13 protein-coding genes and 1 tRNA gene are annotated in these 13,955 nt (G+C 68.9%); 2 read left to right on the forward strand and 12 right to left on the reverse strand.

The features are described 5' to 3' along the window. Positions 1 to 29: 29 nt before the first annotated feature. The 12 genes from fkpB to rplU all read right to left on the reverse strand — a co-directional run bounded on the left by fkpB (position 30) and on the right by rplU (position 12,412). Positions 30 to 491 carry an FKBP-type peptidyl-prolyl cis-trans isomerase gene (gene fkpB, locus FHR97_RS13550; RefSeq protein WP_183384351.1) on the reverse strand — a complete coding sequence of 154 codons (462 nt, stop codon included), beginning with the start codon at positions 489 to 491 and terminating at the stop codon, positions 30 to 32. A 73-nt stretch (positions 492 to 564) separates the two neighbouring features. Next, positions 565 to 1,092 (reverse strand): signal peptidase II, encoded by a 528-nt coding sequence (lspA, locus tag FHR97_RS13555; protein WP_183384352.1) that lies wholly within the window; start codon positions 1,090 to 1,092, stop codon positions 565 to 567. Between the two features lie 10 nt (positions 1,093 to 1,102). Further along, entirely contained in the window at positions 1,103 to 3,937 is a 2,835-nt protein-coding gene (ileS, locus tag FHR97_RS13560; RefSeq protein WP_183384353.1) for an isoleucine--tRNA ligase, read from the reverse strand. Positions 3,938 to 3,947: 10 nt separating this feature from the next. Next, positions 3,948 to 4,973, reverse strand: coding sequence for a bifunctional riboflavin kinase/FAD synthetase (gene ribF, locus FHR97_RS13565; protein WP_183384354.1), 1,026 nt, complete (start codon positions 4,971 to 4,973; stop codon positions 3,948 to 3,950). Positions 4,974 to 5,064: 91 nt separating this feature from the next. Then, positions 5,065 to 6,159 carry a TPM domain-containing protein gene (locus FHR97_RS13570; RefSeq protein WP_183384355.1) on the reverse strand — a complete coding sequence of 365 codons (1,095 nt, stop codon included), beginning with the start codon at positions 6,157 to 6,159 and terminating at the stop codon, positions 5,065 to 5,067. Between the two features lie 12 nt (positions 6,160 to 6,171). After that, complete coding sequence (locus tag FHR97_RS13575; RefSeq protein ID WP_183384356.1) at positions 6,172 to 6,792, reverse strand: LemA family protein; 621 nt, start codon at positions 6,790 to 6,792, stop codon at positions 6,172 to 6,174. A 71-nt stretch (positions 6,793 to 6,863) separates the two neighbouring features. Further along, positions 6,864 to 8,387, reverse strand: coding sequence for a murein biosynthesis integral membrane protein MurJ (murJ, locus tag FHR97_RS13580; RefSeq protein ID WP_183384482.1), 1,524 nt, complete (start codon positions 8,385 to 8,387; stop codon positions 6,864 to 6,866). Positions 8,388 to 8,598: 211 nt separating this feature from the next. After that, positions 8,599 to 8,865, reverse strand: a complete 267-nt coding sequence (gene rpsT / locus FHR97_RS13585; RefSeq protein WP_183384357.1) for a 30S ribosomal protein S20 — start codon at positions 8,863 to 8,865, stop codon at positions 8,599 to 8,601. A 366-nt stretch (positions 8,866 to 9,231) separates the two neighbouring features. Next, complete coding sequence (gene proB / locus FHR97_RS13590; protein WP_183384358.1) at positions 9,232 to 10,371, reverse strand: glutamate 5-kinase; 1,140 nt, start codon at positions 10,369 to 10,371, stop codon at positions 9,232 to 9,234. 164 nt (positions 10,372 to 10,535) lie between these two features. Then, the gene (gene cgtA / locus FHR97_RS13595; protein ID WP_183384359.1) at positions 10,536 to 11,723 is read right to left on the reverse strand and encodes an Obg family GTPase CgtA; all 1,188 of its coding nucleotides are present in this window, start codon (positions 11,721 to 11,723) and stop codon (positions 10,536 to 10,538) included. A gap of 85 nt (positions 11,724 to 11,808) precedes the next feature. Then, entirely contained in the window at positions 11,809 to 12,066 is a 258-nt protein-coding gene (rpmA, locus tag FHR97_RS13600; RefSeq protein ID WP_097790539.1) for a 50S ribosomal protein L27, read from the reverse strand. A gap of 34 nt (positions 12,067 to 12,100) precedes the next feature. Next, positions 12,101 to 12,412 carry a 50S ribosomal protein L21 gene (gene rplU / locus FHR97_RS13605; protein WP_183384360.1) on the reverse strand — a complete coding sequence of 104 codons (312 nt, stop codon included), beginning with the start codon at positions 12,410 to 12,412 and terminating at the stop codon, positions 12,101 to 12,103. Between the two features lie 305 nt (positions 12,413 to 12,717). On the opposite strand from rplU, the gene ispB reads away from it, so the two are divergent. Further along, entirely contained in the window at positions 12,718 to 13,725 is a 1,008-nt protein-coding gene (gene ispB, locus FHR97_RS13610) for an octaprenyl diphosphate synthase (protein ID WP_183384361.1), read from the forward strand. Positions 13,726 to 13,813: 88 nt separating this feature from the next. Continuing rightward, positions 13,814 to 13,890 (forward strand) — tRNA-Pro (locus tag FHR97_RS13615). Positions 13,891 to 13,955 lie beyond the last annotated feature (65 nt).

The raw sequence follows: 13,955 nt of genomic DNA on the forward strand, positions 1-13,955 counted from the left end.
CTTGCCTTGATGCTCGAGCATCCGTTCGATCAATGAGTCGTGGCGGGCTTCACGTCTACGACATCGACCTCGAAGGTCAGGGTACGCCCCGCCAGGGGATGATTGAAGTCCACCTCGACCCGCTCGTCGTCGACGCGCTTGATCACCCCGGGCAACTCGCCGCCGGCGGCATCGGCGAAGGACATCACCATGCCCACCTCGGGAGCGTCGCTGTCGAACTCCTCGCGCTTGAGCACCTGGATGTTCTGGGGGTTGTGCTGGCCGAAGCCATGCTCGGGGCTGATCTCGAAGCTGCCGGACTCGCCGGGGCCCATGCCCTTGAGCGGCTGCTCGAAGCCCGGCGGCAGGTTGCCGTCGCCGACCTGGAAGGTGGCCGGCGCCTTGTCGCGGGTGGAATCCACCTCGGTGCCATCCTCCAGCTTGAGGCTGAAGTGCAGGGTGACTTCCATGCCCTCGTCGATGCGGTGGCCTTGCGCGTGTTGGTCGCTCATGTGCTCTCTCGAAGCTGTGGTGATGGTCGCGTAGGAGCTGGTGGCTTGGATGACGCGGCGCGCCCTGGGTTCCTCAGCGGCCGCGTCGGGCCCGGCGACGCTCGCCGAACACCGACTCCCAGATCAGCCCGATGGCGCCCAGGGTGATGCCGATATCCGCCACGTTGAAGGCCGGGTAATACCAGCCGGCGACATGAAAGGAGAGGAAGTCCACCACATAGCCATGCACCAGCCGGTCGTAGAGGTTGCCCAGGGCGCCGCCGATGATCAGCGCCAGGGCGCCGCCGAGGAGCTTCTCGTCGGCCCTCAGGCGGCGCATCCAGAGCGTCAGCCCCACGCTGGCCACCACCGCGATGGCGGCGAAGAACCAGCGCTGCCAGCCGGGATGGTCGGCCAGGAAGCTGAAGGCCGCACCGGTGTTGTGCAGCAGGGTCAGATTGAAGAACGGCAGCACCACCACCGGCTGGGCATAGGTCAGCAGGCTCGAGGCCAGCGCCTTGGTGCCCAGGTCCAGGGCCACCACGGCCACGGCGAGCCACAGCCAGCGCAACGGCTTGTGCATGGGCGCCGCCTTGGCGGCGCCCTTCGGGGTCTCCGGCATGCTGTCCACCTCATGCATAGTGACGGGCCTCGCCGGGGCCGTCCGGCAGGTTGCTCACGCACCGGCCACAGAGGTCGTCATGGCCGGCATGGCTGCCCACGTCCTCGCGGTGGTGCCAGCAGCGCTCGCACTTCGCGTGGGCGCTGGCCGCCACGGCGACCCTCAGCCCCTCGAGCTCGGTGGCCTCGGCCTCCCCGCCCTCGGCCAGCGGCCTGAGGGTCACCTCGCTGGTCAGCATCACGAAGCGCAGCTCGTCGCCGAGCTTGGCCAGGGTGGCCTGCAGGGCATCGTCGACGTAGAGGGTCACCTCGGCGGCCAGGCTGCCCTTGATGGCCTTGGCGTTGCGGGCGTCTTCCAGGCACTTGTTGACGGCCTGCTTGACCTCCAGCACCTGCTCCCAGAAGCCGCGACCCAGGTCGGCGTCCTCGGCCAGGGTGCCGAGCCCGGCGTAGTACTCCTCGAGCAGCACGCTGTCGCCGCGGCGGCCGGGGATGTGCTCGAAGATCTCCTCGGCGGTGAAGGAGAGGATCGGCGCCACCCAGCGCACCAAGGCCTGGATGACGTGATAGAGCGCGGTCTGGGCGCTGCGCCGAGCCACGGAATCGGCCTGGGTGGTGTACTGGCGATCCTTGATGACGTCCAGGTAGAAGCCACCGAGCTCCCGGGCACAGAAGCCGTGCACCTGCTGGTAGACGTCGAGGAAGCGGTACTCCTCATAGGCGGTCTCGATGCGCGCCTGCAGTTGGGCGGCGCGGTCGACCACCCACTGGTCCAGGGCCAGCAGGTCGTCGAAGGCCAGGCCGTCGCGCTCCGGGTCGAAGCCGTTGAGGTTGGCGAGCAGGAACCGCGAGGTGTTGCGGATCCGCCGGTAGACGTCGGCGGTGCGCTTGAGGATCTCGTCGGAGACCGCCATCTCGCCGCCGTAGTCGGTGGAGGCCACCCACAGGCGCAGGATGTCGGCGCCGAGCTTGTCCATCACCTCCTGGGGCGCCACCACGTTGCCCATGGACTTGGACATCTTGCGGCCGTGGGCGTCCACGGTGAAGCCGTGGGTCAGCAGGCCGCGATACGGCGGATGGCCGTCCATGGCGCTGCCGGTGAGCAGCGAGGAGTGGAACCAGCCGCGGTGCTGGTCCGAGCCTTCCAGGTAGAGATCCGCCCGGGGGCCCTGCTCGTGGCCATGGGGATGCGAGCCGCGCAGCACGTGGCGATGGGTGGTGCCGGAGTCGAACCACACGTCCAGGGTATCGGTGACCTTGTCGTAGTCGGCGGCCTCCTCGCCCAGCAGCTCGGCGGGGTCGAGGCGGAACCAGGCGTCGATGCCCTCGCGCTCGACGCGCCAGGCGGCTTCCTCCATCAGCGCCACGGTGCGCGGGTGCAGCTCGCCGGTGGCCTTGTGCAGGAAGAACGGAATCGGCACGCCCCAGTTGCGCTGGCGGGAGATGCACCAGTCGGGGCGGTTGGCGATCATGGCGTGCAGCCGCGCCTTGCCCCACGCCGGGGTGAAGGTGGTGGCCTCGATGCCCGCCAGCGCCTTGTCGCGCAGGGTCCGGCCATCGTGGCCGGCCAGGTCCATGCCCACGAACCATTGGGCGGTGGCGCGGTAGATCACCGGCGTCTTGTGGCGCCAGCAGTGCATGTAACTGTGGGTGATGGTCTTGTGGGCCATCAGCGCGCCCACCTCGTCGAGCTTGGCGACGATCTGCAGGTTGGCCTTCCAGATCAGCTGGCCGCCGAAGAACGGCAGGTCGTCCACGTAGACGCCGTTGCCCTGCACCGGGCTCTCGATCTCGCTGAACGCCATGCCATGGGCGCGGCAGGTCACGAAGTCGTCCACCCCGTAGGCCGGGGCCGAGTGGACGATACCGGTGCTGCCCTCGTCGACCGCGACATAGTCGGCCAGGTAGATCGGCGAGCGACGCTCGTAGAAGGGATGGGCGAACGCGATGCCGTCCAGGCGCTCGCCGGTGGCGGTGGCGATGATCTCGCCCTCGAGCCCGAAGCGTGCCAGGCACGACTCCACCAGTTCCTCGGCCAGCAGCAGCAGGCGCTCGCCGGCACCCACCAGGGCATAGGTGAACTCGGGATGGACGTTGAGCGCCTGGTTGGCCGGGATGGTCCAGGGGGTGGTGGTCCAGATCACCACGGCGGCGGGCTTGGCCAGCGCCTCGAGGCCGAAGGCCGCGGCCAGCTTGTCGTCCTCGGCACAGGGGAAGGCCACGTCGATGGCATCGGACTGCTTGTCGGCGTACTCCACCTCGGCCTCGGCCAGGGCCGAGCCGCAGTCGAAGCACCAGTTCACCGGCTTGAGCCCCTTGAAGACGTAGCCGCCCTCGACCATCTCGGCCAGGGCGCGGATCTCGCCGGCCTCGTTGGCGTAGTCCATGGAGCGGTAGGGGTTGTCCCAGTCGCCGATCACGCCCAGGCGCACGAAGTCGGACAGCTGCCCCTGGATCTGCTCGGCGGCATACTCGCGGCACAGTTCGCGGGCCGTCGCCGGCTCCAGGTGCTTGCCGTGGGTGGTCTCCACCTTGTGCTCGATGGGCAGGCCGTGGCAGTCCCAGCCCGGCACATAGGGCGCATCGAAGCCGGCCAGGTTCTTCGACTTGACGATGATGTCCTTGAGGATCTTGTTGACGGCGTGACCGATGTGAATGCTGCCATTGGCGTAGGGAGGGCCGTCGTGGAGCACGAACAGCTCGCGGCCGCGACGCGCCTCGCGCAGGCGATGGTAGAGGTCCATCTCCTGCCACTGCGCCACCCGGGCGGGCTCGCGCTTGGGCAGCATGCCGCGCATCGGGAACTCGGTTTCTGGCAGATTCAGAGTGTGCTTGTAGTCGCTCATATCCTGGGGGTCAGCCGTCGTCTTGGTCGGCGGGAAACCCCGCCGAGGAATCGGAAGTCACGGTCTCGCGCGCCAGCGGCGCCGATGCCAGAGGAAGGGGGTCGCCGGCGGCCTCGGCGAAGAAGCGCCGGGCGCGCGCCTGATCGGCAGCGATCTGCGCCTTCAGCTCGTCGAGGCTCTCGAACTTCACCTCGCCACGCAGCTTGGCGCAGGGCAGCACCGAGAGGCGCTGGCCGTAGAGGTCGCCGTCGAAGTCGAACAGGTGCACCTCGAGCACCGGGCGATGGCTGCCGACCGTGGGCCGCCAGCCGATGTTGGCCACGCCCTCGGCACAGCGCCCGTCGGGCAGCGTGGTGGTCACCGCGTAGACGCCCTGCAGGGCCAGCGAACGCGCGGGCTGGGGCAGGTTGGCGGTGGGCACGCCGATGGTGCGGCCGAGCTGGCGGTCGCGCACCACCCGCCCCCCGAGGCGGTAGGGGCGCCCCAGCATGCGCGCGGCCTGGGCGAAGTTGCCGCTGGCCAGCAGGGTGCGCACCCGGGAGCTGGAGACCCGCTCGCCATCCAGCAGGAAGGTCCGGGTGTGCTCGACCCCGAAGCCCTGCTCGGCGCCCACCGCCTCCAGCAAGGCGAAGTCCCCGAGGCGGTCGCAGCCGAAGCGGAAGTCGTCGCCCACCACCAGGTGACGCACGCCGAGCCCGCGCACCAGCACCAGGTCGATGAACGCCCGGGCGGTGAGGCTACGCAGGGCATCGTTGAACGGCAGGCAGAGCACCCGGTCGGCGCCGAGCTCGGCCAGCAGCTCGACCTTGTCGCGCAGCCGCGTCAGCCGCGGCGGCGCCTGGTCGCCGGCGAAGAACTCGCGGGGCTGGGGCTCGAAGACCACCACGGTGACCGGCAGCGACAGCGTGCGAGCCCGCTCGCGCAGCTGATCGAGGATCGCCTGATGGCCCCGATGGACGCCATCGAAGTTGCCGATGGTCGCCACGCAGCCACGATGCTCGTCGCGCAGGTTGTGCAGTCCTCGAATCACTTGCATGGGCGTCATCGCGAGTGGGTAAAGGGATCGATTATAACGGACCGGCGGCCCCTTGACAGCCGGCGCGGCTTGGCCATTGTCAGGCATCTGCCTACGGCGTCCGCGGATAGCCCCGGGAATCGAAGCGGATCCCGGCGAATCCGAAGTCATACGGGCCGAGGGCCTCGCGCTCCAGCCGCCAGCTGTTGTCGCGACCGAAGCGCACGGCCTGCATCATGGTGACCAGGTCGAGCCGCCAGACGCCTTCCTCCTGAATCAGGAAGTACGGCGGACACTGGCGCTCGGCCAGGGGCGCCAGCAGTACGGCCCGCCGCTCCCGGGCATCGGTCAGTTCACGCGCCACGGGGCAGCCGGCCAGGCTGCGCGCCATGTTGTCCATCTGCGCGGGAGTCATCACCCAGTCCGCCAGCATATCGCGCGTGCCGTGGCTGTAGATCGCGAGTTCGGGGTTGTCGTTGCGCGCCGCCATGGCGCCCCGATAGGCCGCCAGCACGTCACGGGGCGAGCCCCCCTCGTCGACCGTCACCTGGGCCTCGCGGGGCCCCGCTCGTCCCTCGCCGAGACGCGCCGGCAGACGCGCCCCGGCACCGCCACTGCCGGCGATGGCCGGCACCAGCTCGCCCTCGGCCTGCTGGGCCTGGGCCACGATCAGCTCGGTGCTGGCCAGGATACCATCGGCGACCCGCCCCACGGCGAAGAACTCGGTCATCTGGCGCGCCTCCAGATAGGCGACGAAGGCATCGACGAACTGCCCCTCCAGGCCATGCCCCACCTCCAGGCGCACCTGGTCGGCCGAGACGTCCAGCACCAGCAGCAGCCCCCGGCCCTGGTCGCCCCCGACGCCATGACGACGCACATGGTCGACGGCGAAGCGATCGAGATCGCCCAGCTCACGGTCGATCACCACCCGGTAATCGATATCGTGGTCGGCCGCCAGCAGGGCGTGATATTCCGCCAGGCGTTGGCGCTCCGCCTCGTCAAGCAGGTCGATCCTGTCGTCGACTCGCTCGAAGCGGTCCGCTACCCGCTCGGGCCCACCTGCCCACCAGAGGCCGCCCACCACCAGCACACCGGCCAGGACGGCCAGCCACCCGGGCAGGCGTAGCCCCAACCGGACCAGCAGCCAGCTCAGCAGCAGCAGGCCGAGCCCGACCAGCAGGCCATTCGCCACCGGAAGGTCGATCATGCCCGCCGGCCCCTAGTCGAACGCCACGGGGACCGGCTCCTCCGCCCCGGGCCGCGCCTCGAAGTAGTCACGGGGCACCAGCCCCAGCGAGCCCGCCACCCAGCGCCCGATGAAGCCGCGCAGGGCGCCGTTGTAGTCGCGCACCGCCGCGTTGTAGCGCAGGCGGGCCACATTGATGCGGTTCTCGCTACCTTCCAGTTGGGCCTGCAAGCGCAGGAACTGATCGCCGCTGCGCAGCGCGGGATGCTCGCCGGCCTGGCGCATCAGGCGTGCCAGTTCCCGGGAGAGGGCCGCCTCCAGTCCGGCGAACCGCGCAGGGTCCGCCCCGTCCCGGGCGGTCGCCAGGGCGTCGCTCAGGGCGTCGGCGCGCTCACGAACCAACCGCACCATCGTCTCGCTCTCGTAGCTCATGTGCTGCTGGACGCTGCGCACCAGGTTCGGCACCAGGTCGGCCCGGCGTTGCAGGGTACTCTCGACGTCCGCCCAGGCCGCCGCCACACGCTCCTCGCTGTCGACCAGGCGGTTATGGGTCAGCCAGGGAACGGCGATCAGCACCGCCCCCAGCAGCACGATGATCAGCAGGCGGACGGTGCCACCATCGATACGACGACTACTGCCCTGCGATTCGTCCATGCCGCGTCCTCCGATGTCATTACCTCAGCCAGCATAGACGCTCCCGGCAGGCCTGAAGGCGAGGGAAGCGGCTAGCCTCGCATCCGGAAGTGGCGCAGGCGGACGCCGAAGGCGGCCAGCCAGGCGAAGTAGACCAGCGCGCCGGCCACCACCAGCAGCGCCAGCCAGCCGATCCGGTGCCACAGCGACCAGTCAAGCCAGGCCTGCCAGGCGGGCGACAGCCAGGCCAGCCCCAGCCCCATCACCGCGCAGCCGCCGACGAGCTGAACGCCATAGCGCCCCCAGCCGGGCTGGAAGACCAGTACGCCCTGCTGGCGCAGCAGGTAGCCCAGCAGGCCGGCATTGAGGAAGGCCGAGAGCGCGGTGGCCAGCGCCAGGCCGGCATGGGCCAGCGGCCAGATCAGGATCAGGTTGAAGACCATGTTGGCGACCATGGCGATGATGCCGACCTTCACCGGCGTCCTGGTGTCCTGGCGGGCGAAGAACCCCGGGGCCAGCACCTTGATCAGCATGAAGGCCACCAGCCCCACCGCATAGGCGCGCAGGCTCATCGCCGCCATGGCGATATCGTGGTCGGTCATGGCGCCGTAGTGGAACAGCGTGATCAGCAGCGGCTCGGCCAGCACCACCAGCGCCAGCGCCGCCGGCAGGCCCAGCAGCAGCACGGCGCGCAGCGCCCAGTCGAGCATGGCGGCGAAGTGCTCGCCGGACTGCTCGGCGTGACGCTTGGACAGCGCCGGCAGGATCACCGTGCCGATGGCGATGCCGAACACCCCCAGGGGCAGCTCCACCAGCCGGTCGGAGTAATACAGCCAGGACACGCTGCCCGCGGCCAGCAGCGAGGCCAGCACGGTGTCCAGCAACAGGTTGATCTGCGACACCGAGACGCCGAACAGAGCCGGCGCCATCAGTCGCAGGATGCGCCGCACCCCCTCGTGGGCGAAGCGCGGCCAGGGCCGCGGCAGCAGCCCCAGCCGGGCCAGGAACGGCACCTGGAAGAGCAGCTGGGCCGCTCCGGCGATCAGCACGCCCCAGGCCAGCGCCAGGGCCGGCTCGCTCATCAGCGGCGTCAGCGCGAGGGCCGCGCCGATCAGCGAGAGATTGAGCAGTACCGGGGTGAAGGCCGGCACCGCGAAGCGGTTCCAGGTGTTGAGCACGCTCCCGGCGAAGGCCGTCAGCGAGATCAGCAGCAGGTAGGGGAAGGTCAGGCGCAGCATGTCGGCGGTGAGCGCCAGCTTCTCGGGGTCGCGGCCGAACCCCGGCGCGAAGGCCCACACCAGCCAGGGGGCCGCCAGCATGGCCAGCGCCGTGATCAGCAGCAGCACGGCGGTGAGACTGCCGGCCACGGCATCGAGCAGCTCGCGCACCTCCTCCCGGGTGCGCCGGGTGGCATACTCCGAGAGCACCGGCACGAAGGCCTGGTTGAAGGCGCCCTCGGCGAACAGCCGGCGCAGGAAGTTGGGGACCTTGAAGGCGACGAAGAAGGCATCCGCGCCCTGGCCGGCCCCGAACAGGGCGGCGATCACCACGTCACGGGCCAGGCCCATCACCCGGGAGAGCATGGTCATGGCGCTGACGATCATCCCCGAGCGCATCAGCCCGCCGCCGCGAGGGGCCACCGCGCGGGTCGACCCGTCGGGCGTCGTCGGGATGCTGTCGGAGGCTTGCTGAGGATCGGGATCGGTCACCGCACTCTTCCTTGCCAGACCTGTGGGGATATCATCGGGCACAAAAAAACCGGCCGCAGCCGGTTTTTCGATGGTGTGCCCACGTCAGGCGCGGGCACCCATTAGGCGTCCGGCGCGCTTACGCCGCCAGGGCCTTGATGCGCTTGTTCAGGCGGCTCTTCAGGCGAGCGGCCTTCTTCTTGGACAGCACGTCCTTGTCGGCGATGCGGTCGATGACCGGCTGCGCCTGCTTGAAGGCATCCATGGCCTGGGCATGGTCACCGCCCTTGATGGCAGTGATGACGCGCTTGATGTAGGTGCGGACCATGCTGCGCTGGCTCGCCTTCAGGACACGACGGCCTTCTGCCTGACGGGCGCGCTTGCGGGCTTGCTTGCTGTTAGCCACTGACTGTCTCCTTGGAGAAAGTTGTCACCGCCGACTCGGGCGGCTTTTGATAACGGTTTGATCCAACAGGGAAATCGAGAAATCCCCGTCGGCTTGGCCATCCGGCCGACCGCGGCTCGGGGACGCAGTCGCTACGGGCCGTGTCTGAGAGGATGGCGTATCCTATCACGCGACCCGGCGGCTTGCCAGCCTCGCCATGGGCCAGCCCGCGCCACGCCTGGCTAAGGGGCAGACGATTTACGTCATGAGCGAAGAGAGGCTGGTCGCCGCCGGAACGCAGGCACCGCAGTTTACAAGCCGGGTAAATGAGGATGACGAGTACCGCCGGCGACCAGGATATCGAGCGCAATAGAAAATCGACGCCCCTTACAGCACCACCAGGTTGTCGCGGTGGATAAGCTCCGGCGCCTCCATGTAGCCGAGGATGGCCTCGATGCGGTGGCTGGGCTGGCCCAGCAGCCGCTGCGCCTCGTCGGCGCCATAGTTGACCAGCCCCTTGGCCACCCGCTGCCCCTGCTCGTCGACGCAGAGCACCATGTCGCCCCGCACGAAGTCGCCGGACAGCGCCTTGACCCCCACCGGCAGCAGGCTCGAGCCGCTGCCACGCAGCACCTTCACCGCCCCGGCATCCAGGGTCAGGCTGCCGCGCACCTGGAGCTGTCCCGCCAGCCAGCGCTTGCGCGCCGCCATGGGGGCCCGCTCGGGGGTGAGCAGCGTGCCCAGGCGCTCGCCGTCGGCCAGCCGCTGCAGCACGGCCGACTGGCGGCCACTGGCGATGACGGTGACCGCACCGGAGCGGGCCGCCAGCCGGGCCGCCCGCACCTTGGTCGCCATGCCGCCTCGCCCCAGCGCCCCGCCCCCGCCGGCCACCGCGGCCAGCCGGGCGTCGTCGGCACGCCCCTCGGCGATCAGCCGGGCATGCGGGTCGTGACGCGGGTCGGCATCGAAGAGCCCCTCCTGGTCGGTGAGGATGACCAGGGCGTCGGCCTCCAGCAGGTTGGCCACCAGGGCGCCGAGGGTGTCGTTGTCGCCGAAGCGGATCTCGTCGGTGACCACGGTGTCGTTCTCGTTGACCACCGGCACCACCCGCATGTCCACCAGGGTGCGCAGCGCCGAGCGGGCATTGAGGTAGCGCTTGCGGTTCGAGAGGTCGTCATGGGTCAGCAGGACCTGGGCGGTGATCAGGCCGTGGCGGGCGAAATGCCCCTCATAGCACTCGGTGAGGCCGTTCTGCCCCACCGCGGCGGCGGCCTGCAGGGCGTGCACCGCCGAGGGGCGCACCTGCCAGCCCAGCCGCACCATGCCCGCGGCCACGGCCCCGGACGAGACCAGCACCACCTCCACGCCGCGGCGGTGCAGCGCGGCGATCTGGTCGACCCAGCCGCCGATGGCGGCCTCGTCGAGGCCACGGCCATCGTTGGTCAGCAGGGCGCTGCCGATCTTCACCACCACCCGCCGCATGGCCTTGAGGGCCTCGCGGCCGGGTACCCGTTCGCTGCTCTCCATCCTATCCTCGGCTCGAGCCTTTGCAGATTAGACCTCGCGAACTGAGCGAGCGATGGCCAGACAAGGCAAAAATTGGCGAATAGCGCGGAGTTTGCCGATGCAAATGAGCATCTTGAGCCAATTTTTAACGCCGTATGGCCGAGCGCAGCCAGTTCCCCTCCACATCAGGGGGCGTACTCGACCTCGACATCATAATCATCGTCGTCGAAGTCGTCGTCATCCTCGTCGTCCCGCTTGCGCTTGCGACCCAGGCGCGCCTCGGTGCGCGCCACCGCCTCGCCCTCCATGCGCCGGCGCATCTCGCGCTCGCGCTCGGCGGCTTCCTCGTCCTCATTCTCCAACTGGCGCTGCTCGGTCAGCCAGCGATAGGCCGCCTGCACCAGGGCCCCGGTACCCTCGCCGCTGATCGCCGAGACACGGAACACCGGACCGTCCCAGTCCAGGCGCCGCACGATCTCGTCGGCCACCGTCTCGCGCTCCTCCGCCGGCAGCAGGTCGAGCTTGTTGAGCACCAGCCAGCGCGGGCGCTCGGCCAGCGTCGGCGAGAACTGCCCCAGCTCGTGGACGATGGCCTCGGCGGCCGCCACCGGATCGGACTCGTCGAAGGGCGCCACGTCGACGACGTGGAACAGCAGCCGGGTGCGGGTCAGGTGCTTGAGGAAGCGCAGCCCCAGGCCCGCACCGTCGGAGGCGCCCTCGATCAGCCCGGGGATATCGGCCATCACGAAGTGCTCGTGCTGACCGATCTTCACCACGCCGAGGTTCGGCACCAGGGTGGTGAAGGGGTAGTTGGCCACCTTGGGCTTGGCCGCCGAGACCGAGCGGATCAGCGTCGACTTGCCGGCGTTGGGCTGCCCCAGCAGGCCCACATCGGCCATCACCTTCATCTCGAAGCGCAGGTTGCGCCGCTCGCCCTCGGTGCCCGGCGTGGTGCGTCGCGGCGCGCGGTTGGTGGAGGACTTGAAATGGATGTTGCCGAGCCCCCGGCGACCGCCCTGGGCCACCAGCACGACCTGGCCGATCTCGGTGACGTCGGCGATCACCTCGAGGGTGTCCTCGTCGATCACCGTGGTGCCGACGGGCACCTTGACGTGCAGGTCGTCGCCGGCCCGCCCGCTCATCTGCCGCCCCTGGCCGGGCTGGCCATTCTGCGCCTTGTAGAAGCGCTGGTACTTGAAGTCGATGAGGGTGTTGAGGGCATCGTCACCGATCAGGTAGACGCTGCCGCCGTGGCCGCCATCCCCTCCGTCGGGACCGCCCTTGGGCACGTACTTCTCGCGGCGGAAGCTCAGGCAGCCGTTACCGCCCTTGCCGGCTTCCACGATGATCGAGGCTTCGTCGACGAACTGCATCTGTCACTCTCCTGGCGGTGCATGCCGCCATGATACAAGAAGGCCCCGCCATGGCGGGGCCTTCTCGCGACAAGTCGTGGCGGTCTCAGGCGGAGACGACGCTCACGAACTTGCGGTTTTTCGGGCCCTTGGTCTCGAACTTGACCACGCCTTCGTCCAGGGCGAACAGGGTGTGGTCCTTGCCGATACCGACGCCGGTGCCGGCGTGGAACTTGGTGCCACGCTGACGGACGATGATGTTGCCCGGGGTCACGGCCTGACCGCCGAACAGCTTCACGCCAAGGCGCTTGGATTCGGAATCGCGACCGTTACGTGTGGAGCCCGCTGCCTTCTTATGAGCCATTGCAAATACCTCGCTCGTTCAGGGGAACTGACGCTTACGCGGAGATCCCGGTGATCTTGACTTCAGTGAACCACTGGCGGTGGCCCTGACGCTTCATGCTGTGCTTGCGACGACGGAACTTGATGATGGTGACCTTGTCGCCACGGCCGTGGGAGACGACCTCGGCCGCCACCTTGGCACCGTCGACGGTCGGGGCGCCGACCTTGACGTCGTCATCGCTGCCCACCAGCAGGACCTCATCGAACTCGATGGTGTCGCCGGTCGGCACTTCCAGCTTCTCGAGCTTGAGAGTCTGGCCTTCCTGAACGCGGTACTGCTTGCCACCGCTCTTGATAACTGCGTACATGCTTGTCTCTCCGGTACTCATCGGGGTTGGCTCTTCATCGGCCTGCTTCGAGTGGCGCCCCTTCCGGCAACCATCTGACAGGGAGCGAGATGAGTGGGTCGCGGATTATAACCGCACCGCCCCGACCACACAACCCGCAACCCGCCCCGCTCGCCGGCAGGCCGGCCGGGGCTGACGCCCGGACGGCGCCTGCCTTGACGCCCCCCCGGGGGGCCCATAGCATGACCGGCAACCCCAGGTCGGCGCGACAGGCGAAGACGCCCGTTCCGGCCCCCACCTATTTTCTCTTCGTCGATACCGCCTCCATGCCAGCCACCCCTTCGTCGCCACAGCTAGACGCCGCCATCCCCGCATCGCCCATCCATGCGGTGGTCGCCGAGGACTTCGCCGCGGTCAATCGAACCATCCTGACGCAGCTGGCCTCGCGGGTGCCGCTGGTGGAGACCATCGGGCAATACATCATCGGGAGCGGCGGCAAGAGGCTGCGTCCGCTGCTGGTCCTGCTGGCCGCCCGCTCGCTGGGTTACCAGGGCGACCGCCACGTGACGCTCGCCACCCTCATCGAGTTCATGCACACCTCGACCCTGCTCCACGACGACGTGGTGGACGAGTCCCACATGCGGCGGGGCAAGGCCACCGCCAACAACGCCTGGGGCAATGCCCCCTCGGTGCTGGTCGGCGACTTCCTCTACTCCCGCTCCTTCCAGATGATGGTGGACGTGGGCTCGATGAAGGTCATGGAGGTGCTCTCGGCGGCCACCTGCACCATCGCCGAGGGCGAGGTACAGCAGTTGACCAATGTCGGCAACCCCGACGTCGAGGAGGACGCCTACTTCGAGACCATCCAGGGCAAGACCGCCATGCTCTTCGAGGCGGCTTCCCACTGCGGCGCGATCATCGCCGACGCCACGCCGGAGCAGGAGGCCGCCCTGCAGGCCTACGGCCGCTACCTGGGCCTGGCCTTCCAGCTGATCGACGACCTCCTCGACTACCAGGGCGACGCCGAGGCCATGGGCAAGAACGTCGGCGATGACCTGGCCGAGGGCAAGCCGACCCTGCCACTGATCCAGGCCATGGCCGTGGGCACGCCCGACCAGGCCAGGGTGGTGCGCCGCGCCATCCGCCAGGGCGGCCTGGAACAACTCGACGCGGTGCTGGCCATCGTCAACGACACCGGCGCGCTCGACTACACCCGTGCCCGGGCCGAGGAGATGTCGGCCAAGGCCCTGGCCCAGCTCGATCTTCTGCCCGAGTCCGCCTTCCGCGACAGCATGGCCGAGCTGGCCCGCCTGGCGGTGGAGCGGAGCAACTGATTTTTTCTGGGAGCCAGCTTCGGGGCTTGCACCCGGCATTCGTTTACGTATAATGCCCATCCGTCGCCCCGAGAGGCGCGGCGAATATCGGAGTATAGCTCAGCTTGGTAGAGCGCTGCCTTCGGGAGGCAGAGGTCGTAGGTTCGAATCCTGCTACTCCGACCACAGAATTCCATGAGAAACCGCCGTTTACGGAACCTTCCGAGCGGCGGTTTTTCTTTGTGCGCGCG

Origin of the sequence: Halomonas stenophila, from assembly GCF_014192275.1 — a bacterium.
Lineage (GTDB): Bacteria > Pseudomonadota > Gammaproteobacteria > Pseudomonadales > Halomonadaceae > Halomonas > Halomonas stenophila.